We start from the raw sequence: 21,561 nt of genomic DNA, 5'->3' as shown, positions 1-21,561 counted from the left end.
CCACAGATCCTGCCCTTTTCCCACGCTCAACCTCCTGATGTCACTTGATTATATTGTTATCAGTGTAACATGATAGATCAAGCCTGAACGGAGGATATTATGGCTGATTTCGCGCCAACCGATCTCGATCGACGCATCTGGACCGAGGAGCTGGATGCCTTCGTTCCGGCGAAGGTGTTTGACGTGCACACCCACATCTATCGCTGGGCCTTCAACATCAACCCGGACAAGGAAAGTGGTCCCTATGCGGCCAGCATCGGCACGCATTTTCCCGAGGTCACCAAGGAACTCGCCGATGCTGTCGACGCGGCGATGATGCCGGGACGCGAGATCGAGAGGCTGGCGTTCCCATTTCCTTTTGCCGGCAAGTGCGATTTCGAGGCGTCCAATGTTTACGTGGCCGCCGAGATGCAAAAGGCCAAAAATTCGGCCGCGCTGATGATGGTGCATCCGACGATGACCGAGGATGACATTCTCGACACGCTGCGGCGCACCGGCGCCATCGGCCTAAAGCCCTATCTGGTCTACGCGACAAACGGGGATCCGCCGGAAGCCTCGATCACCGACTTCCTACCCGAGCACCAGATCGCGCTGGCCGACAAGCTGGGGCTGATCGTGATGATGCATCTTTCCAAGCGCAAGGCGATTTCGGACCCGGACAATATCAGCGAGATCCGTCGCCTGAGCGAAAAGTACCCGCGCGTGCGCTGGATCCTTGCCCATTGCGCCCGCTCCTATTCGTCCTGGGCCATCGAGAAGGCGGCGGCGAGCCTGCGCGGCCTGCCCAATGTCTGGTACGACACCTCCACCGTCTGCGAGTCCGATGCGCTCGACGCGCTCTACACCGGTGTGGGCGTCGACCGGGTGATGTATGGCAGCGACGACATGATCGGCCCGGCGCGCGGCAAATATATCGCCTTCGGCTATGCCTGGGCGTTCCTCTCGGACACCAATCACAGCCTCAATCTCAGCCATTGCGACAGCCGCATGACCTATATCCGCTACGAGCAATTGCGGGCGATGAAGCGCGGGGCGCGCCAGCTCGGGCTGACCGAACAGCAGCGCAATGCCCTCTTCCACGACACAGCGCGCGAGCTGGTCGATGCTGCGCGCGAAGATGTGCGGGCTTTTATGGGGTCATGATCTCCGGGATCATTTGATGGGCGATGGCGCGCAGCGCCGTCGCCGCATCCGGATCAATGGAACGATAGGGCCCGCGCAGGCGCGTGCCCACATCGGCCCAGCCGCCAATGGCGGCGAGCAGCTTGTCGAGCGCGGCATTGGAAAAACCCTGCTCGGCAAAGGGCAGGATATGGCCCATGACGAAACCCTTGATGCGCGTCTCGATATCGAGGGCGGTTGCTAGGTCGGTCTTCATCATCTCCGTCCAGCGCTGGGCGCCGATCGGAGAGAGACAGGCCACATTGGAAAAGGCACCAGCGGCGACGCCCTCACGCATGCCGGTCGCCAGATGGTGGCCGGGCACGAACACGCCGAGATGGGACAGATGCTGGCGCGCCTCCTCGTACCACCCTTCCCCACCCAGCGTCAGCTTGGTGGCGCTAACGGCAGTGCCGTGCGTCGCCTCGGCAATCTCGGCCGGCGTCAGCACACGCTTGGCGTGGGGCGGATTGTAGAGAATGAGCGGGATGCCGGCCGCGGCCTCCGAAGCCTGCATGAGGAAATCACGGGCTTCGTCGACGCCGACCGGCCACCAGTCGGGCAGGATCACCTGCATCGCGAGCGGCTTCAGGCCAACCGCGCGGCGCACGCGCTCGAGAGACTGGCGGGCATCTGTGTGGCAGGCACCAATGATGAAGGGCTGGCCTGCGGCGGTGCAGCGGTTCGCCAGCATCTCCTGAATCTTGTCGAACTCGGCTTCGCTCTGGGTGTAAAATTCCGAGGCCGTTCCGTTGGAATAAATACCATCGACACCGGCCGCGACGAGCACGTCCATGGCGTCGCCGAGCTGGGCATAATCGATGCTGTCGTCGCTATTGATGGGCAGGAGCAGGGAAGCCCAATTGCCCGAAATCCTGGTGCTGGCGGCGGTCATTGCGTTACCCCTTCCCAACTCTCGGCCCAGTCGCTCGGCCAGTGGAGCCCGGCAATATCCGTCTCGGGATGCCAAAGGTCGGTCGGCGCTTCGCACAGCCTCAGACTGTTGGGACGGTCGAGATGCGGCGGCAGGATGCGGCACTCGCCCTTCGGCCCGATCACGAGACTGCGGGGTGGCACGTCGCGCGTGACCACCGCCCCGGCAGCGACAAAACTGCGCTCGCCGATGGTGACACCCGGCAGGATAGTGACGCCGCCGCCAATCATGACGTCATCCTCGATGGTCGCGCCGCGCGGCGTCGGCGGATCGTCGAGACGCCCCGGGAGACGCTCATTGAGGAATTTCGTGCCCGGCCCGACAAAGACGTGGTCGCCGAACCAGGTGCGGGAGGGGATGTAGACATGGGACATGATGCGGACGCCCTGCCCCATCCGCACCAGCCCTTCGATGGTTGAGCCATTGCCGATGGCGCAGAAATCGCCCATCGCCACCTTGGCGCGGATCACCGTGTGGTGCCCGCTTTGGAAGTGATCGCCAATGCGGACATCGCCATAGATGATCGTGCCCTTGCGCACGATGCCATGGCGGCCGACAGAGGCAGGACCGCACTCGGGGTGGTAGCGGAAGCCGATGGAAACGTCTGGCTCGATGATGGTGTTCTCGCCAATATTGGCGTTGTCAAAAGTCACTTTGCGATCAACCAGCGTATGGCGTGCCGTGTCCGGCTGCGCTCGAATTTGAGGGTGTAGGGATTGCAGAGCCAGCGCTCGACCTCGCCATCGGTGCGGGCGACAAGCCAGCCGAAATCCCAGCCCTGGCTGGTGTAGCGCAGCGGCATGTCTGGGCGGACGCGGACGACCGGATGCGTGCCGGTGAGGAAGAGCTTTTGCTCGGTGTAGTAATAGCAGGAGCCGGCGTGGACGAAGACTTCGTGGGCGAGCGGCGCTTCCGGCGAGAGATCATCGCATAGGCCGGAAATGGCGAGCTTGATCGGGCAACCCTGCAGGAAGGCGTCGGTCAGGTCAGAGAGTGCACCAGAGACGGGACTCCCGGCGCTGTCATGGGCGTAGACCTCCTGCCAGCGGTCGTTGACGAGGAAGGTGTAGCTCTCGAAGTCATAGATGAAATTGCTGCTCGGCGCGTTGGTGCCGGCGTCCCAGCTGTCGAACTGGTGATAGCGCGGCATGGCGCTGTGATCATCGAGCGGGGATGGGCCAAGGGTGCCAGAAGCGGGCTGGCCATCGAGGAATGGCCGCGCGATGGCCTGATGCCCATCCTGATTGTAGAGAAAGAACGACATCGACGGGCGCGGCCCGAAGCCGGTGGGAATTTCGACCGGCATGCGCAGCGTCATGATCCCGGCAGACCAATGATCGTCGAGCAGCAACGTCTGGCGGAATTCAGCGACCTCATCGACCAGTTCCGGATTGGGTGAACTGGTGTCGATATGCTCGTTATGGCGAAAAGCGGTGCGGATGCGCAGATCGCCGCCGCGCCTGATGGCATCGGCGAGCGCCTTCGTGGTGCCGCTGCGCACCGAGCGGTCGCCATTGAGCGTCAATGGAGTGATTATTGGCAATGCGTGGCCCCCTCTCCTCGCAACGCAGACGGCCCACCGCCGGATAGGCCGGCGGTGGACATGCAGGAGGCTAGATGACGTCGAGGAAGTTGACGCCCGTGATCTTGCGTTCGGCCTTGAAGGCGCGGAATTCGGCCTTGAGCTGATCCTCTTCGGCCTGTGTGTAGAAATTGCCAAAGGGCTTGCGGCAATAGCCGGCATCGGCGCCCTGCCAGGTCACCATGCGCTTGAGGGCGGCCATGGCATTACGCGGCAGGGTGAAGAAGATGATGGCATTGCCCACTTCCTGCAGCTCCTTGGCCTTGGCCATGTCGCCAGCCTTGACCGCCGCGTAAAGCGCCAGGAAAATTTCGGGAATGGCGTTGTAGAAGCTGCCGATAATGCCGTCGGCACCAAAATGCAGGCCCGACATCGCCATCTCGTCGGCACCCGAATAAAGCACGAAATCGGACCCGATCTCGGCCTTGATGCGCATGATGTCGTGGTGGGTAGTGGCGGTGTACTTGATGCCTTCGACGCCCGGAATTTCGGCCAAACGCTTGATCATGTCGAAGCCGAAGAGCCCGGCCAGCGGCACGTTATAGGCGCACATCGGCAGGCCGGTCGAAGCCGTGATGTCGGTATAGTAGGAGAGAATCTGGTCCTGGGAAAAACCCCAGTAGAAGGGCGGCACGGCCGAGAGCGCATCGGCGCCGGCCTTTTCGGCGTGACGCGCCAGATCGGACGAGTGGTACGTGCTGATGGCGCCGACATGGGCGATGACCGGCACCCGGCCCTTGGTCTCGTCGATGACCACTTCGAGCGCACGCTTGCGCTCTTCGGGCGACATCATGAAGGCTTCGCCGGTGCTGCCGGTGACATAAAGCCCGTCAATGCCGCGGCCGATGAGGAAATCGACGACGGCGCGCATCCGCCCTTCGTCGAAATTTTCGTTCTCATCGAACGGGGTCACCAGGGCCGGCAGCACGCCGGTGATGGAAGCAAGCTTTGACGCTGACAATTTTGGCTCCGAATTGGAAAAATCAGGCCGGGATGGCGACGGGAGCATCCGTCGCTTCCGGCAAATCGATGAGGTGGCAGGAGGCGTAGTGATCGTGCCCGTCGACCGAGTAGCGCTTGAGCGGCGGCACGACAGTCTTGCAGACGTCCTTGGCGTAGCGGCAGCGCGGATGGAACGGGCAGCCCGAAGGCGGGTTCACCGGGCTCGGCACGTCGCCCTGGAGGACGATGCGATCGGTTTTCTTGTCGAGGTCCGCCACTGGAATGGCCGAGAGCAGCGCCTCGGTATAGGGGTGGAGGTTTTTGGCAAAGAGATCTTCCGAGCGGCACAGCTCCACCACCCGCCCCAGATACATCACGGCGACGCGGTCGCAGATATATTCGGTGACGCTGAGATCGTGGGTGATGAAGATATAGGTGAGGTTTCGCTCGCGCTTGAGCTTCATCAGGAGCTGCAGCACCTGGGCCTGGATCGACACGTCGAGCGCCGAGACGGCTTCGTCGCAGACGATCAGTTCCGGCTCGATGCTGAGCGCCCGGGCAATACCAATGCGCTGGCGCTGGCCGCCCGAAAACTCGTGCGGATAGCGGTCCATATATTCGCGGCGCATGTTCACCGCTTCGAGCAGGTCGCCGATGATCTTGCGGCGCTCCTCGCGCGTCTTGACCCCGTATTTCTTGAGCGGGTCTTCGAGCGAGCCGAAAATGGTGAAGGCCGGATTGAGCGAGGAATGCGGATCCTGGAAGACGATCTGCAGGCGCTTGCGGAACGGGGTCATCTGCTCGTTGTCGAGCTTGACCAGATCGGCCTCTTCACCCTGCGGCGAATTATAGACGATTTCGCCGTCGGTGGGCTTCACCAGCTGCAGGATGGCCTTGCCGAGCGTGGTCTTGCCGCAGCCGCTTTCGCCCACGAGGCCGAGGACCTCGCCGCGATAGACGTCGATATCGACGCCGTCGACAGCCTTCACATGGCCGACCGTGCGCTTGAAGACGCCTGCCTTGACCGGGAAATGCGCCTTCACCCCGCGCAGGCGGAGAATGACATCTTTTTCCTCATTCATGAGCGGAAAGCTCCTTGTAGCGCCAGCACATGACCCGATGGGTCGATGTCATGTGTGTCTCTGGGGGCATGGCCTTGCACTGATCGATTGCGAAATCGCAGCGATCGGCGAACTGGCAGCCCTTGGGTCGGTTGAGCGGATCGGGCGTCGAGCCGCGAATGGCCTTGATGTCCTGGCTCTTGCCCTTGCCCAGAACGGGCACGGAGGAGAGGAGCGCCTTGGTATAGGGGTGGGTCGGATTGCGGAGGACTTCGTCCACCGTCCCGGCCTCGACGATATTGCCCATATACATCACGGCCACATCGTCAGCGAGTTCGGCCACCACGCCCATGTCATGGGTAATGAGCATGATGCCGGTGCCGTGCTCGCGCTTGAGCTTGTCCATGAGCTCGAAGATCTGCGCCTGGATGGTCACGTCGAGCGCCGTTGTCGGCTCGTCGGCGATCAGAACCTTGGGGTTGCAGGCCATGGCCATGGCGATCATGGCGCGTTGACGCATGCCGCCCGAATAGCGATGCGGGAAGTCGTTCACCCGCTTTTCGGGAAGGGCGATCCCCATTTCCTTGAGGAGGGAAATCGCCTTCTGATGGGCCGCCTTCCCGACCATTTTGAGATGGTAGCGCAGGCTTTCCTTGATCTGGAAGCCGACCGAATAAACCGGATTGAGCGCCGTCATCGGATCCTGGAAGATCATGGCGATCTCGCCGCCGCGAATGCGGCGCATGTCGCGGCCGTTCTTCTCCAGAGCGTGGAGCGGAATGTCCCCGCGATCGGCGTGATAGATGATCTCGCCATCCTCGATGCGTGACAGATCGGGCAGCAATTGCATGATCGAGGCGGCGGTCACGGATTTGCCGCAGCCGCTTTCGCCGACGATGCACAGCGTCTTGCCCTTCTTGATGTCGAAGGAGACGCCGTTGAGAGCCCGGTTGCAGCGATTATTGGTGTAGAAGAAGGTTTTGAGATCGCGCACGCTGATGGCGATATCTTGCGTATCGGTCATCGCCTTATCCTTGCTGGGTCGGATCTGTCGCATCGCGCAGACCATCGCCAATGAAATTGACGCTGAGCACGAAGAGCGAAATCACGGTGCCGACAGGCAGCCAGATCCACCAATTGGTCTGCAGCACGCGAAGGTCCTGCGCCACGTTGAGAATATTGCCCCAGGTCGGGATGGAGAGCGGCACGCCGAGCCCAAGGAAGCTGAGGCCCGCTTCCTGCAGGATGAACGCCGCCGTCGAGAGGGTAATGTTGACCATGATCGGGCCGAGGGCATTGGGCAGCATGTGCTTGTAGGCAATGAGCGGCCGGGACAGCCCGAAGCTGCGCAGCGCCAGCACATATTCTTCTTCGCGCAGGCTGAGCATGCGCGCCCGGGCCATGCGGTAGATTCCGCCCCATCCGGTGAGCGTGAAGATCAGCATCAAATTGAGCAGCGACTGGCCAAGGATCGAGACCAGCATCAGCACGAGGATGATCTGCGGAAACGACATGAAGATTTCCGAGATGCGCATGGCGAGGGCATCGAGCCAGCCGCCGACATAGCCGGTATAGACCCCGATCAGCACGCCCACTATGGCCGCCATGATGGCGCTTCCCAATCCCACGAGGATCGAGATGCGGCCGCCATAGAGCACGCGCGAAAAGAGGTCGCGGCCGGTGCGGTCGGTGCCGAACCAGTGCTCCCAGGACGGGGCCTGCAGCATGCCACGCAAATCGATCTTGTTCGGATCGTAGGGCGTGAGGAGCGGTGCGAAGATCGAGGCGAGGATGATCACCGAAAAGATGACCAGTCCGACCACGGCAAGCCGGTTGTTGAGGAATTTGTTGAATGTTCGCGAGCCGCCGCGGGAGCGGGCCTCGCCGGCCTCCTCACGGGCGCGGATGCGATCGAACTGGGCGTCTAGCCTTGTGCGACGGCGAGTGGAACGAGCAATGGGGGCTGTCATGAAACTATTCTCCCAGCCGCACGCGCGGATCGATAAGGGCGGTCAGGATGTCGACGATCAGGCTGGCGATCAGCACTGCCATCACCGAGAGCAGCGCGATGGTCATCACCACCGGATAATCCTGGGAGCGGACGGCCGAGATGAACTCATTGCCGATCCCGGGCCATTGAAAGACCTGTTCGATGATGACCGAGCCGCCGATGAGCACCGGCAGGCGGAAGCCGATCAGCACGACCACCGGGGTCAGCGCCACGCGAAAGCCGTGCAGCACGTTGACGCGCCATTCCGGCAGGCCCTTCGAACGGGCGGTCTTGATGAAATCGCGGCTCAGCGCATCGAGCATGGAGGAGCGCGCATAACGCATGACGCCGGCGGTCAGCATGATGGAGAGCACGAGGGATGGCATGACCAGATGCGGCACCCGATCCCAGAAGGTCAGATAGCCAGGCATGGAACGTCCGCCCACGGGCAACCAGCCGAGATTGAGACCGAAAATCAGGATGGCGACGAGGCCGAAGAAGAATTCGGGGATGGAGACGCCCAGCATGCCGACGACCGTCAGCGCGCTGTCGGTGGCGCTGCCGCGCTTGAGCGCACTGACCACGCCCAGGATGCAGCCGATCACCGTCGAGAACAACAGCGCGATGGCGGCCAGTTCCAGCGTGGCCGGCAGGCGCGTCGCGATGATGTTGGCAATGGGCACGCCGCCATTGGTTGAATAGCCGAAATTGCCCTGGATCAGATTGGTGAACCAGGACCAGAACCGGACATAGAAAGGCTGACCGAGCCCGAGCGACTGGCGCAGGGCTTCTAGTCGTTCCGGATCCATGCTGCCGAGCATATCGGGACTGATCATGTGGGAGACAGCGTCCCCCGGCGTGAGCTCAAGCCCCAGATAAACCAGGAAGCAGATGACGAATGCCATCGGGATCAGGATCAGGATGCGCCTGATGATGTAGGTCAGCATGGTGTCTGGCCAGTCCCCGTCTTAATTGGAAAATATGCGAGGAGCGCCGGCCTCGAAGCCGGCGCTCCCGTCAGTCAAATCAGTTCGTCGGATGCGGGAACTGGTTGATCCAGAGCATGCGCGTGTAGGGGATGTTGATCGGGTGCACGACCATGTGATCCAGCGCTTCGAGTGCCGGCACGTCGCTGGCAACCTTGGTGTAGCCGAAATCGGCCTTGCCGGCGGTTGCGTTGACGAGCAGGTTCGCGTCGTTTTCATAGGACGGGCTGGCGATGATCTGTTCGATCTTCGGAGTGCCCTTGTGATAGCCCTCGAACGGCACGAGCGTCGTGTAGTCGTTCATCACGACTTCATCGATCTTGAACGGACCCGAGCCGATCGGCTTCTGCCAGTAGGGAGCCTGCTGGAGATTGATCGGGTCGACACCTTCGAACTGTGCGGCCGGAAGCGGTGCGAACTGGCTGAAAGTCAGCAGCACATTGGGATCGACCGTCGCGAACTTGACGGTGACCGTATTGCCGTCGACGCTGACGCCGGAGACAGCATCGGCCTCGCCGGCCACGAATGCCTCGGCGCCATCGATCTTGGCCAGGGTCGACTTGACCACGGGATGGGTGATCGGGAACTTCATCGCGGCCCCGATCGACCAGGCCAGGTCATCGCCGGTAATGGCGGTGCCATCGTGCCAGGTCAGGCCATCCTTGAGCGTCACCGTGAAGGTGAGGCCGTCGTCGCTAACGGAATAGGTGTCAGCCATCTCGCCGCCGATCGGCAGCAGGTCGCCGTCGGATTCGAGAACGGTGTCGAAGGCGAACTTGTTGGAGACCCAGATCCCCAGATTCTGCCACGGCACTTCGAAGAACTGGGCAGGGGCGGTATTGGTGTACATCACCGCCTTGCCGCTGGCATCGGGCTCGATCGTCCAGCCTTCGACACCCCAGTTGTAATTGTACTGCTCGTTGCCGTATGGGGCACCGTTGCGGTTGAGGCGCGTGCTCTCGAACGTGTAGAGCTGCTGGTAGTACAGCGGGATCTGGTAGACGTTCTCGTTGATGATCCGCTCCATCTCGAAGTAGCCTTCGCGCTGGATTTCCGGATCCGTCGTGCCGTTGACCTTGGCCACCAGCTCGTTCATCCGCGGAATGTTCGGGATCATCGGCTTGCCGCCCAGGGCATAGCGGTTGAAATATTCCTGCAGGGCCAGCGCGGCGCGGGCACCGTAGAGCATATCCCAGGTGACCTTGGACGGGCCGTTTACCGGATCATCCGGCACCACCGAGATCTGCGAGCCGATATCGCCCTCGAGCAGGCGGTAGTTCATCTTGATGCCGACATCGGCGAGATAGGCCTGCATGGCGGCCATAAGGTCGGTCGTTGCCTGGTCGGCGTAATAGAAGACGACGTCCAGTTCGCGATTGCTGTCCCAGCCAGCTTCGGCGAGGAGTTCGCGAGCCTTGTCCGGATCATATTTGTACGGGTTGAGATCGGTCGGCTTGTTCGGACCATCCGGCAGAAGGCCGTCGGCCGGAATGGCAGCGCCCTCGAAAATGGTCTCCGCGATCGTGTCCATGTCGATGGCGTAGGAAATCGCCTGGCGCACGCGCGGATCGGACAATGGATTTTCGTTGATCGGCTGAGCGACCACGCCGCCAATGGCGGTGGACGTCATCAGCACGGCCAGGCCGGTAGCGATCAGTTTCTTGAATTGCATCTACGTTCCCCTGTTAGAAAAATATTTTGAACTCTGCTCCGGAACGAACCCCACGTCAGTCCCGGGCGCCGCAGCCAATGCTGCGGAAGTCGGTGATCGGCTAAACCTCCAGCGCTTGATTGCCGCCCCCCATCGGGGCCAGCACGTGATTGACATAGACGGCGTAATTTCGCGTCAGGTGTTTGGTCAGGATGGTGACCGCCGCCTCCGCATCGCGGGCGATGATGGCCTGCACCACACCCTTGTGCTCGTCATTGCTGCGCCGGTTATGGCGCGCGATTTCGGTAGGGTCGGGCCGGGCCCGCATCAGCCCACCGACAAAGGCGTCGTGTAGCGCGATGAAAATCGGATTGCCCGGCACCTCGGCGAGCGCCCGGTGGAATTCCACGTCGGCATCGCGGAAGCGCGGCAAATCCTCGATCGCGCCATCGGCCTTCTCGATCGCCGCAACCATCTTGCCGATCTGGGCCGGCGTGGCGGATTGGGCTGCATAGCGAACCATGCTGGTTTCAAGGAACAGGCGCGCCTGCTCCATATGGGCGCCGCCCTCGGTGCCGCTGAACAGCAAGCGCGATGCGCCCGAAATACTGTCCAGCAGACGCGCCAGGGTAGGATAGACCACGCGGGGCCGATGCCCCTTGCGCAGCTCGACAAGGCTCATCGCCTCCAGCTGCTTGATCGCTTCGCGAATGATCGAGCGACCGACGCCAAAACGCTCGCAAAGGTGACGCTCGGATGCGAGCATGCCACCCTCTTCGAGCGCACCGGAATGAATGTCCCGGGCGATGGTTGACGCAATCTCGGCAGCATCCGGCACCGCACTCGGACCATTGGCTGGCTGTCCGCACGGGTTTGGCGAACCCTTGCTCAAATCTGGTCGACCAAACTTGGCACTTGGATCGACATCTGGGCGCACTGGGCCCGGAAAACTGGATATCTGCATAATCGTCCCGACCCCTCCCAGAAATCGAATTCTACGCAATTGGGATATTTCCGCCAGCGGCAGAAATTTCATCCCACGAAACAGAAGTTCGCCAAACGAATTCCTTCAAAAACACGGCTGCACCCGTGTTGACAGTCCAAGATATCTCATTAACATAACAACATAGTTTTTTGGAGTGTCAAGCACCAATCAGCGCTTGATGGGGGACGGAATGAAGAGGGTTCTGATTATCGGCAGTGGTGGCATTGGCCGCCGGCATCTGCGTGGCTATCTGGCGACAGGGCGGGCAAGCCTGTCGATCGTCGAGCCGCACGCGGAACGGCGCGCCGAGGCCGAGGAGATGTTTCCGCTCGAGGCCAGCTACGCCGCCCTGGAGGAGGCCGATCTCTCTTCTTACGATCTCGCGGTCATCTGCGCTCCGGCCCATCTGCATGTGCCATTGATGCAGCGCTGCGCCGAGGCCGGCCTCGCCTTCATGGTCGAAAAGCCGCTGGCCGTGACCATGGACGGCGTCGACGCCGCCATCGAGGCCGTCAGGAAATCGGGCGTTTTGGCGCGTGTCGGCTATATCCGACGCATCGCTCCCGAATTGCTGGCCGTGCGCGAGGGTATTGCAAACGGCAAGATCGGCGATCTGCGACTGGTCTATGCCAATTCGGGCCAGGAATTTCCCAAATATCGCCCGGACTTCCAGCGCACCTATTATGCTCGCCCGGAAATGGGTGGCGGCGCCATTCTCGATGCAGCCAGCCACACCTTCGATATGCTGATCTGGCTGATGGGTCGGCCCGTCGCCGTAGGCGCGATGCATGACCGTCTCGTGCTCCAGGGCACCGAGACCGAGGACACCTGCCTCGTCAATATCTGCTTCGAAAGCGGGGCGATGGCCAATGTCACCATCAACCAGTTCCAGAAGCCCAATATCGCCCGAACCGAATTCATCGGCACCAAGGGCAATCTGACGCTCAACCACTCGATCCTGAGCTTTGCCGACGACGACAGCGGCCAGGACAAGGAAACGCACGACTTCATGGACGGGCTGGTGCCGACCGAAGCCCACCAGGCCCGGTTCTCCATCCAGGCCAATGCCATGCTCGATGCCCTCGAGGGCAAGCCCTGCCATTTGGCCACGCTCGAAGAAGCGCGGCTCAATCTCATGGTCGCGCTGGGCGCAAAGCGCAGCTGGACCGACCGCACGATCGTCTCCCTCGATCAGTAGAGAAGAACCAATGTTCCAGATGGATGGACGTACAGTGCTTGTGGCCGGCGGTGCCGGTTACCTGGGCACACCCACATGCCTCCTGCTCAAGGCGCAGGGCGCCAATGTGGTGATTGCCGACCGGGATCAGGATCGGCTCGCGGCAGCACTGGAAACCGTGACGGCGGCGCCCGGCAAGGGTGGTGTCGCCGCCCTGCCCCTCGACATGGCCGACGAAGCCTCGATCCTTGCCTGTGTCGAGCAGGCAGCCAGCGCTTTCGGCGGTTTTTCCGGCCTGATCGGCGCGACGGCCTTCAACTCCGGCAAGGCGTTTGACGCGCTTGACGCAGAGACCTTCGATCTCGCCAACCGCATCAACATCACCGGCACGTTCCTGCTCGCGCGCGCGGCTGCCAGCCGGATGAGCTCGGGTGGCTCGATCGTGCTCTATTCGTCCATGTATGGCGTCGTCTCGCCGGACCCCAGGAACTATCCGGGCGAAATGACCCCCAATGCCATCGAATACGGTGTCGGCAAGGCCGGGCTCAACCAGATGGTGCGCTACATGGCCGGCCACTACGGCCCGAAGAATATCCGGGTGAACGCCCTCTATCCTGGCCCCTTCCCACATGAGGGCGTGCAGAAGGCCCATCCCGATTTCATCGCCAATCTCGAGGCCGAAACCATGCTTGGCCGCATCGGCCGCCAGCACGAGACCGCCGGCGCTTCCGTATTCCTGATTTCCGACGCTGCCTCCTACATCACCGGCCAGGTGCTGGGCGTGGATGGCGGCTGGACCGCCTGGTGAGGTTCTGCCTATGAATTTTCCTTTCGCCGACCGCCCCATTCGCCTCGCCATGCTGGGCATGGTCGAGGGCAATGGCCACCCCTATTCCTGGTCGATGATCATCAATGGCCGCTACGACGCGGAGGCGCTCAAGCACTGCCCCTACCCGGCGATCATCAATTATATCGGCAAGCAGCCGCCCGAGACGCTGGGCATCCCCGGCGTCGAGGTGACCCATGTCTGGACCGACAATCCCGACGAGGCCCATGACGTCGCCAAGGTTGCAAAGATCGCCAATGTGGTGGCGCGCGCCGAGGATGTAATCGGCCATGTCGATGCGGTGGTCGTCGCCACCGACAAGGGTTTTGAGCATGTCCAGCGCGCCCGACCCTTCGTCGAGGCGGGGCTCCCCGTCTTCATCGACAAGCCGCTCTGCGACAACCGCGCCGATCTCGAAACCTTCAATCGCTGGGTGTCCGAGGGCAAGCCGATCATCTCGTCTTCCGGCATGCGCTTTGCCAAGGAATTCCTGCCCTATCACGGCGCGACCCATGAATTCGGCGCCCTGCGCACCGTCTTCGTGACCATGGCCAAGAAATGGGAAACCTACGGCATCCACGCCCTGGAATCGATCTACCCCATAATCGGACCCGGCTTCGTCTCGGTGCGCAATACCGGCACCTATGAGCGCAATGTAGTCCATCTCAAGCATGAGAAGGGCATCGACGTCGTCATCACCACCACAGCCGACCAGATCGGTGGCTCGGGCTTCATCACCCTGGCCGGCACTGAAGGCGGCACCACCCTGCGCAGCCAGGACACCTTCACGGCCTTCAAGGCGCAGCTCGAAAGCTATGTCGGCTTCCTCCGCACCGGCACGCCGCCCGTGCCCTTCGCCGAGACACGCGAACTGATGCAACTCGTCATCGCCGGCATCGAGAGCCGCGAAGCCGGTGGCGCCGAAATTCTTCTCTCCAGCTTCGGATATTAAGATGGGCGTTCTCGACACATTTTCCCTCAAGGGCAAAGTCGCCCTCGTCACCGGCGGTGCTGGCCTCTACGGCCGCCAGATCGTCGCCGCGCTCGCCCAGGCTGGCGCAAAGACCTATATCGCCTCGCGTAATCTCGAAGCGCTCGAGGCGGTAGCTGCCGAAGAACGCGCAGCCGGTAATGACGTCGTCGCGCTCTCGCTCGATCTCAATTCCGACCAGTCCATCGAAGAGCTGCACCGCACCATCATCGCGCAGTCCGGTCGCTGCGATGTGCTCGTCAACAATGCCGTCATCCGCTCGGCCATGTCGGGCTGGGACCATGACCTCGAAGCCTATGACAAGAGCCTGCGCATCAACGCCTCGGCGCTGTTCAAGATCACCTCGCTGTTCGGCAAGTCGATGGCGGCCAACAAGTCCGGTTCGATCATCAATATCGGCTCGATGATGGGCTCGGTCGGCCTCGAAATGGGCAATTATATCGGCACCGACATGATGCCCGATCCCTCCCCGATCTATCACTACGAAAAGGGCGGCATGCTCAATTTCACGCGCTGGGCGGCGAGCATCCTCGGCCCCGACAATGTGCGGGTGAATTGCCTCGCGCCGGGTGGCTATTTCAACGGGCAGCCCGCTGCCTTCGTGAAGAATTATTCCGACCGCACGCAATTGGGCCGCATGGCCAATGACACCGACATGATGGGCGCCATCGTGTTCCTCGCTTCCGATGCCTCAGCCTATATCACCGGCACCAATATCCCGGTCGATGGCGGCTACACAGCAAAGTAAAGAGCCATGTCCGAAAAGCAGCAATATACCGCCGGTCCCGCCACCCAGCACCGCATGCGCCCCAGCCGGGTGCTGCGCACCATCGCCAGCGGTGGCGTCGCCAAGGTGCTCAAGCTCAACACCTATGATGCCAAGGTCGCCGAGATTTTCGCCTCGGCCCAGCCCGACGCGCTGTGGCTCTGCCAGGAGCACACCTCTTCGAGCATCGAGGCCATCGAGCACCAGATCCGCGCTGCCAAGATCTATGACGTCGACACATTGGTCCGCGTCGCGCGCGGCTCCTATTCCGACTATATCCGCCCGCTCGAAGCCGATGCCACAGGGCTCATCGTACCCCATGTCATGGGTGCTGCTGATGCGCGTGCCGTGCGCGACATGACCAAGTTCGCCCCGCTCGGCCGCCGCGCCGTCGATGGCGGCAATAATGATGGTCTGTTCACCCGCGTCGGCTTCCTCGACTATCTCGAGGCCGCCAACAAGGAACGCTTCGTCTGCCATCAGATCGAAGACCCCGAGGCGCTCGACGAAATCGAAGCCATCGCCGAACTCGATGGCGTCGATTGCCTGTTCTTCGGCCCCGGCGACTATTCGGTGCGCCTCGGCATCCCCGGCCAGATCCAGGCACCGGAAATCATCAAGGTGCGCGAGCGCGTCGCCGAAGTGGCCCGCCGTCATGGCAAGATCGCCGCCACCGTCGCCGGCAAGGCCAATGTGAAGGACTATGTGTCGATGGGCTATAATCTGCTCAGCGTCGGCGCCGATGTCGTTGCCCTTGCCAGCTATGCAGACGATATGCTCTCCGCGTTTGACGCCATCTAGGGAGCCCAAAATGAATCTCGACGCGCTGAACCAGACGCAACTCGACGGACGCACGAAGGGGATTCCGGCCAATGCCGCCCCCTTCTCTCTTGCCGACATCGGCAAGAAGAATTGGAATGTCCTCGCCGAGGACCTTCCCATGCCGCTGATGCTGCTCAAGCGCAGCGCGCTCGACCACAATGCCGAGGTTTTCGGCCAGTATCTGACCAGCCACGGGCTCTCGCTTGCCCCCCATGGCAAGACCACGATGAGCCCGCATATCTTTGCCGAACAGCTCGGCAATGGCGCCTGGGGCATGACGGCGGCAACGGTCAATCAGGTGCAGGTGATGCACCACTACGGCGTCAAGCGCGTGGTGCTGGGCAACCAGCTGATCGGCAAGGCGCATCTGGCGGGGATTGCCGCCTTGCTGAACGCCGATCCGGAATTCGATTTCTACACCTTCCTCGATTCCGCCGCCCAACTCGACAACATGCTGCGCCATCTGGCGCCGCTGAAGCCGGCTCGCCCGATCAAGGTTCTGCTCGAGATCGGCGCCAAGGGCGGACGCACGGGCCTTCGCGACAAGGCCCAGGCCCTCGCCCTCGCCGAAAAGCTGGCGACCACCGACACGAGCCTCGTGCGCTTCGCCGGCATGGCGACCTTTGAGGGCGTCGTTCCCGGCATCGACAAGGATCCGATGCTGATCGATGGCTTTGCCCGCGAGATCGTCGAAATCGCCCGTGCCCTGCCCGCCAGCCTCTGCACGGGCCTTGGCGAATTCGTTCTCTCGGGCGGGGGCTCGTCCTATTTCGATATCGTCGCCGATCAGTTCACCAAGCTCGAACTACCCATTCCGGTGCGCGTCCTCCTGCGTTCGGGATGCTACGTCACCAACGATTCCGGCAGCTACAAGCACAGCCAAGACGAGGCCAAGGCCGACCCGCGCCGCTCGTGGAAATCCGATCTGGAGCCGGCGCTCGAAGCCTGGGCCTATGTCCAGTCCATGCCGGAGCCGGGCCTCGCCTTCCTCACCATGGGCAAGCGCGACATCCCCTATGATGGCAAGCTCCCCGTGCCGTTCAAGCGCTACCGCCCCGGCACCGGCTTCCTGCCCATCGGCACGGCGGAGGTTTTCGCCACCAATGACCAGCACGCCTATGTGCGCCTCGGCGCCGATACCGATTGGCAGGTCGGCGACCTCATCGCCTCGGGCGTGTCCCATCCCTGCACCGCCTTCGACAAATGGCGGTTCCTGCCCATCGTCGATGACAATTACACCGTCATCGACGGCGTCCTCACCTTCTTCTAGAGCCAAGGCGCAAGAGCCATGACCAAGACCATCCTGTTCGGCGGCCTCTACCACGAGACCCACACCTTCCTCGCCCAAAAGACCGGCATGGCCCAGTTCGAGGAAGGCGGCATCCATATCGGCCAGGCCGCCATCGACAGGAACCGCGGCAATGGCTCGCCCAGCGCCGGCTTCATCGACTATGCCGAAAAGGCCGGCTGGCGGATCATCCCGACCATCCAGATGGCCGCCCAGCCTGCCGGCAAGGTGACCGACGATGTCGTCGACATGTTCTTCGAGCATTTCCTGGCCGGCCTCGACCGTCACGTCCAGGAAATCGACGGCATTTTCCTCGTGCTCCACGGGGCCATGGTCAGCGAAAGCTCCGACGACGTCGAAGGTCTGGTCATGGGCAGGATCCGCGACCGGCTGAAGGCTGCCGGCCGGCCCGACCTGCCGATCGGCGCCGTGCTCGACCTGCATGGCAATATCTCCCAGGCCATGGTGGAAAACGCCACCGTACTTCGCGCCTATCGCGAAAATCCTCACACCGACGCGCTTGAATCCGCCGTCGCCGCGGCAGAGTTGCTCGATGCGGCGCTACGAGAACCCGGCATAAGGCAGGTCCATCGCGCCACCAAATATGTGCTGTCGCCCACCGGCGTCGGCTCGGCCAACGAGCCGATGAAGAGCGTTTTGGCGGCCGCCCGCGCCATCGAGGCCTGCGACAGGAACATTCTCAACATCAATGTCATGGCCGGATACGCCTATTCGGACATCGCCATTTGCGGCTTCAGCCTCAGCGTGGTGACGCGCGGCACGGTGGAAGCCGCCAATGCTCATCTCGATGATCTGGTGGATCTGCTCGAAGCCAATATCGAAGCCGGCTATCCCAGCGAAGACGATCTCGAGACTGCCCTCGCCAAGGCCGACGCCCTGCCCCCCGGCACGGGCCCGATCCTCCTCATCGAAGCCTCGGACAATATCGGCGGCGGCACGCCCGGCGATGCCACCGGCCTGCTCGGACCATTGCTTGAAACCGGGCGCAAGAACATTCTTGCCGCGCTGGCAGACAAGGAGGCTGTAGCGGCCTGCTTTGACGCCGGCCTCAGCTCCGTCGTCTCATTGAATATCGGCGCCAAGACCGACGCGCACCACGGCACGCCCATTGCCTTCACCGGCACGATCCAGCATCTCAGCGACGGCGTCTTCCAGCTCGAAAACCCCAAATCGCACATGGCCTCGATGGGCGGCACCACCATCCGCATGGGCCGCTGCGCCGTGCTCGTCAACGACCAGGCGAAAATCCTGCTCTCCGAGCGCAAGACCGCGCCGATGGATCTGGGGCAGTACCACTCCCAGGGCCTGCGCCCGGAAGACGCGACCTATGTGGTCATCAAGGCCGCCGTCTCCCACCGCGCCGCCTATGACGACATCCAGCGCGCCAGCTTCTATGTCGATACGCCTGGCCTCTGCACATCCAATCTCAAGCGCCTGCCCTACACCAAGCTGCACGGCAAGGTCATTTCGCTAGACTGAAAGAGCCCGGCCATGGCCACCCGCCCGACCGAATGGCACGAAGAAAGGTGGAGCCCCTCGGGGCTCCACCTTTTGCCATCAGATCTGGTTGGCGGCGCGCATGTCGGCCTGCAGCTTGGCCTGGTAGGCCGCTCTTGCCGCCTCGTCCACCTTGGCGCTCTCTCCGAAATAGACGAAGCCCAGCGCCCGGCGCGCGCGGGTGGGCGAGGTGTTCGGCCCGGCCCAGTGAATGGTCTTGGAGTGGTGCATCAGGAATGTGCCGGCTTCCCCCGGGAAGGCCACCGTATTCGCCTTGTCGTCTTCAGTCCCGAAATCGGTAATGCCCTGCGAAAAGCCCAGGATCTGGGACCGGCCATGCGGCCGATAACCCTCGTTTCTGTGCGAGCCGCGCACATAGTGGATGCAGCCGTTTTCCTCGTCCACCCGCTCCAGCGCCAACCACCCGGTGACTGCGGCAGGCGGGCTGAAATGGAAGTAATAGCCATCCTGATGGGGCGGAGTGGGCTTGCCGATACCGGCCGGCTTGTTGAAATATTCAAGGTTCACCGCCCGCGCGGCCTCGCCCAGCATGGTTTCAGCCAGATCGCGCACCACGTCGGTTTCCAGCAGTTCCCGGAAATAGGCGTCATAGTGCTGCATGTTCTGCATCTGCTTGAGGCTGCCCTTGGCGCCCTTTTCCTCATAGAACACTTCCGTGTCCTTCATCTGCGGAACGCAGGCCTCGACATAGCGATCGAACTCGCGGTTGATTTCGGCCATCTTGGCGGCATCGAACAGCGGCTTGATGGCGATATAGCCGTCGCGGTCGAAATCCTGTTTCAGATTGGTGCCCGATCTCTGCAGAGCGTGGGACATCGCGCTTCTCCTCATTTCTATCCTCGCCGACCATCAAAGACTACGCGACGGGGCTCGTCTGTGGAGCAGTGTGGCAGGCGACTAGGAATTCCGATTGCACGCAGCCGTGCGCCATGGCGCCCGGACCCTCGTCATGGTGCAGTATCGTCATGACCAGGGCGATCGATCAGGACAGCATAGACCTCAGGGAGCACCGGCTCGGTCGCTTCGACCGGCGCATGCCGATCGGTCCTGCGCGCTGGGATTTTCATGACCTGCTCTGGATCCACGAAGGCAGCGTCAGGCTCGATATCGGAACGGCGAATGGGCTGCGCCTGCATGCGCCCTCCGGCATTCTCATCCTGCCCGATACGCCATTCTCGGGCGCCGCAATCGGCGGCTTTGCCACCGCTTCGATCTGCCATTTTTCCTGGCCGGATGCCGATAGGCTGGACATGTCCGGCCAGGGATATCGCCTGCCCCGTCCCAGCGAAGCCATGCATGTCCAGGCCATGCTGCGTCTCAGCCTCGATCTGGCGATCGCCCGCAACGAGGCCGATCTTCCCCGCCGGCGCCGGCTGCTCTCCGCCATTCTGGATTGCTTCGAGCATCCGGAGAGCACCCATCCGGTCGCGATCCGCACACCCGATACCAGTCTCGACCTGGCCTGGAACCAGGCCGGGGCGGCGCTGGGCAAGATGCGCACGCTCAGCGATGTCGCAGCCCTCATGGATGTCCATGAAAGTGCCCTGCGCGCCCGCCACCGCCGCCACTACAACACCTCCGCCGGCAGCCATTTGCGCGAGATGCGCCTGCGCCGCGCCGAGGATCTGCTCTCCACCACGCGGTGCAGCATCGACGAGATCGCCCGCCTGGTTGGCTATGGCCACGCCGAAACCCTGATCGCCGCCTTTCACCGCAGCCGGGGGTGCACGCCCGGCCAATTCCGCCACCGTTCCAATCCCTTTGCCTGAGACCCCGATGCGCCTCATCGAATCCACCACTCTCTACGCCAATCCCGCCCCCCTTCTCGTTAGCCGGCAAGGCGTGTTTCCCGGCCTGGCGCGCCTCGACAATGGCGATATCCTCGCCATCTTCTCCATCGGCCAGGCCTTCGACGCCGCCGATATGCGGGCCCATGTCAGCCGCAGCACCGATAATGGGCGGTCGTGGAGCCCCCCTGCCCTCCTTCACGACACCGTCCTCGACCCCATGGAATCCGAGAGCTACAAGCCGCTGGCGCTCGCAGATGGGACTTTGCTCGCGACGGGCTATGTCTTTGTTCGCCCCTCCCCGCTTGCCCCCATCGTGGCAGACGACGGCGCTTTGCTGCCCCTCCACAACAAGATCGCCCGCTCGACCGATGGCGGGAAAAGCTGGACCCGCCCGGAGCGCTTCATTGTCGACGGCGAAGGCCTCGAGCTTTCAGGCCCCTGCATCCAGCGCGCGTCCGGTGAGCTTCTCGGCGCGGCGCCCCCGTTCCACCTTGGCGCCACCAGCCAGGAGGGATGGATCATTTCGAGCCTCGATGGCGGCAAAAGCTGGCGGAAAAAATCGGTCTTCTTTGCGTCCGATGCCGGCAATATCGCCCCCTGGGAATGCCGGTTGATCGACTTTGGCGGCGAGCGGATCGGGGTGCTGTTCTGGGCCCATGATCTGGCGGCTGGCAAGAACCGCAACAATCACCTGGCGCTCTCGGAGGATGGCGGCGAAACCTTTGAGGTGTTCGAGACCGATATCGCCGCCCAGGCATCGGGCGGCCTGGCGCTGGCCCGCGATGAACTGCTGACCATCCACGCCCATCGCGAAAGCCCTGTGGGCCTCAATGTCTACCGCTCACGCCTGGTCGACGCGCAGCTGCAGCGTCTCGACGCGCTGGAACTCTTCACCGACGAACGCCTCGGGCAGAACGGCGACATCGCCTTTGATCCCTTCGTCAATTTGCGCTTCGGACAACCCAGCCTGCTCGCCCTCGGTGGCGATGAATATCTCGCCTGCTGCTGGATGGTGGAAGCCGGACAGCACGTCATCAAGACCTTCCGCATCCGGCTCTGAGGCTCAACAC

21 protein-coding genes are annotated in these 21,561 nt (G+C 62.4%); 10 read left to right on the top strand and 11 right to left on the bottom strand.

The features are described 5' to 3' along the window. Positions 1–99: 99 nt before the first annotated feature. Positions 100–1,143: an amidohydrolase family protein gene (locus N0P34_RS06795; protein ID WP_275606258.1), complete on the top strand. Its 1,044-nt coding sequence runs from the start codon at positions 100–102 to the stop codon at positions 1,141–1,143. On the opposite strand, the gene N0P34_RS06790 is transcribed toward N0P34_RS06795, so the two are convergent. The 10 genes from N0P34_RS06790 to N0P34_RS06745 form a co-directional block, all read right to left on the bottom strand. Beyond that, entirely contained in the window at positions 1,130–2,056 is a 927-nt protein-coding gene (locus tag N0P34_RS06790) for a dihydrodipicolinate synthase family protein (protein ID WP_275606257.1), read from the bottom strand. The two genes, N0P34_RS06795 and N0P34_RS06790, sit on opposite strands and share 14 nt — an antisense overlap. Then, on the bottom strand, positions 2,053–2,748 hold the full coding sequence (locus N0P34_RS06785) for an acyltransferase (RefSeq protein WP_275606256.1): 696 nt from the start codon (positions 2,746–2,748) through the stop codon (positions 2,053–2,055). The genes N0P34_RS06790 and N0P34_RS06785 overlap by 4 nt, the downstream gene beginning before the upstream one ends. Beyond that, complete coding sequence (locus N0P34_RS06780) at positions 2,745–3,638, bottom strand: hypothetical protein (RefSeq protein ID WP_275606255.1); 894 nt, start codon at positions 3,636–3,638, stop codon at positions 2,745–2,747. The genes N0P34_RS06785 and N0P34_RS06780 overlap by 4 nt, the downstream gene beginning before the upstream one ends. Positions 3,639–3,708: 70 nt before the next feature. Beyond that, on the bottom strand, positions 3,709–4,638 hold the full coding sequence (locus N0P34_RS06775; protein WP_275606254.1) for a dihydrodipicolinate synthase family protein: 930 nt from the start codon (positions 4,636–4,638) through the stop codon (positions 3,709–3,711). Positions 4,639–4,660: 22 nt separating this feature from the next. Beyond that, complete coding sequence (locus N0P34_RS06770; RefSeq protein ID WP_275606253.1) at positions 4,661–5,701, bottom strand: ABC transporter ATP-binding protein; 1,041 nt, start codon at positions 5,699–5,701, stop codon at positions 4,661–4,663. Continuing rightward, entirely contained in the window at positions 5,694–6,704 is a 1,011-nt protein-coding gene (locus N0P34_RS06765; RefSeq protein WP_275606252.1) for an ABC transporter ATP-binding protein, read from the bottom strand. The genes N0P34_RS06770 and N0P34_RS06765 overlap by 8 nt, the downstream gene beginning before the upstream one ends. 4 nt (positions 6,705–6,708) lie before the next feature. After that, positions 6,709–7,650 carry an ABC transporter permease gene (locus N0P34_RS06760; protein ID WP_275606251.1) on the bottom strand — a complete coding sequence of 314 codons (942 nt, stop codon included), beginning with the start codon at positions 7,648–7,650 and terminating at the stop codon, positions 6,709–6,711. A gap of 4 nt (positions 7,651–7,654) precedes the next feature. Beyond that, entirely contained in the window at positions 7,655–8,617 is a 963-nt protein-coding gene (locus N0P34_RS06755; protein ID WP_275606250.1) for an ABC transporter permease, read from the bottom strand. A gap of 79 nt (positions 8,618–8,696) precedes the next feature. After that, on the bottom strand, positions 8,697–10,328 hold the full coding sequence (locus tag N0P34_RS06750; RefSeq protein WP_275606249.1) for an ABC transporter substrate-binding protein: 1,632 nt from the start codon (positions 10,326–10,328) through the stop codon (positions 8,697–8,699). A 100-nt stretch (positions 10,329–10,428) separates the two neighbouring features. Next, complete coding sequence (locus N0P34_RS06745) at positions 10,429–11,271, bottom strand: FCD domain-containing protein (protein ID WP_275606248.1); 843 nt, start codon at positions 11,269–11,271, stop codon at positions 10,429–10,431. A gap of 211 nt (positions 11,272–11,482) precedes the next feature. Here N0P34_RS06745 and N0P34_RS06740 point away from each other — a divergent pair, with 211 nt between their 5' ends. From N0P34_RS06740 to N0P34_RS06710, 7 genes are read left to right on the top strand one after another with little or no spacing between them, the layout of a single operon-like run. Continuing rightward, on the top strand, positions 11,483–12,490 hold the full coding sequence (locus N0P34_RS06740) for a Gfo/Idh/MocA family oxidoreductase (protein WP_275606247.1): 1,008 nt from the start codon (positions 11,483–11,485) through the stop codon (positions 12,488–12,490). Between the two features lie 10 nt (positions 12,491–12,500). Beyond that, the gene (locus N0P34_RS06735; RefSeq protein WP_275606246.1) at positions 12,501–13,277 is read left to right on the top strand and encodes an SDR family oxidoreductase; all 777 of its coding nucleotides are present in this window, start codon (positions 12,501–12,503) and stop codon (positions 13,275–13,277) included. 10 nt (positions 13,278–13,287) lie between these two features. Then, positions 13,288–14,247: a Gfo/Idh/MocA family oxidoreductase gene (locus N0P34_RS06730; RefSeq protein WP_275606245.1), complete on the top strand. Its 960-nt coding sequence runs from the start codon at positions 13,288–13,290 to the stop codon at positions 14,245–14,247. A 1-nt stretch (position 14,248) separates the two neighbouring features. Then, positions 14,249–15,034: an SDR family oxidoreductase gene (locus N0P34_RS06725; RefSeq protein ID WP_275606244.1), complete on the top strand. Its 786-nt coding sequence runs from the start codon at positions 14,249–14,251 to the stop codon at positions 15,032–15,034. Positions 15,035–15,040: 6 nt separating this feature from the next. Next, entirely contained in the window at positions 15,041–15,853 is an 813-nt protein-coding gene (locus tag N0P34_RS06720) for an aldolase/citrate lyase family protein (RefSeq protein ID WP_275606243.1), read from the top strand. A gap of 10 nt (positions 15,854–15,863) precedes the next feature. After that, a complete protein-coding gene (locus N0P34_RS06715) occupies positions 15,864–17,144 on the top strand; it encodes an amino acid deaminase (protein ID WP_275606242.1) in 1,281 nt (426 codons plus the stop codon). Positions 17,145–17,162: 18 nt separating this feature from the next. After that, complete coding sequence (locus N0P34_RS06710; RefSeq protein ID WP_275606241.1) at positions 17,163–18,662, top strand: M81 family metallopeptidase; 1,500 nt, start codon at positions 17,163–17,165, stop codon at positions 18,660–18,662. Between the two features lie 78 nt (positions 18,663–18,740). Here N0P34_RS06710 and N0P34_RS06705 read toward each other — a convergent pair whose 3' ends face one another. Next, entirely contained in the window at positions 18,741–19,517 is a 777-nt protein-coding gene (locus N0P34_RS06705; protein ID WP_275606240.1) for a phytanoyl-CoA dioxygenase family protein, read from the bottom strand. Positions 19,518–19,666: 149 nt separating this feature from the next. Here N0P34_RS06705 and N0P34_RS06700 point away from each other — a divergent pair, with 149 nt between their 5' ends. Continuing rightward, positions 19,667–20,470 (top strand): helix-turn-helix transcriptional regulator, encoded by an 804-nt coding sequence (locus N0P34_RS06700; RefSeq protein WP_275606239.1) that lies wholly within the window; start codon positions 19,667–19,669, stop codon positions 20,468–20,470. 7 nt (positions 20,471–20,477) lie between these two features. Continuing rightward, positions 20,478–21,551 (top strand): sialidase family protein, encoded by a 1,074-nt coding sequence (locus tag N0P34_RS06695; RefSeq protein ID WP_275606238.1) that lies wholly within the window; start codon positions 20,478–20,480, stop codon positions 21,549–21,551. Positions 21,552–21,561 lie beyond the last annotated feature (10 nt).

The organism is Devosia sp. FJ2-5-3, from assembly GCF_029201545.1.
GTDB lineage: Bacteria > Pseudomonadota > Alphaproteobacteria > Rhizobiales > Devosiaceae > Devosia.
The sequence above is the reverse complement of the archived record's forward strand: the minus strand, read 5'-3'. Positions and strand labels throughout refer to the sequence as shown.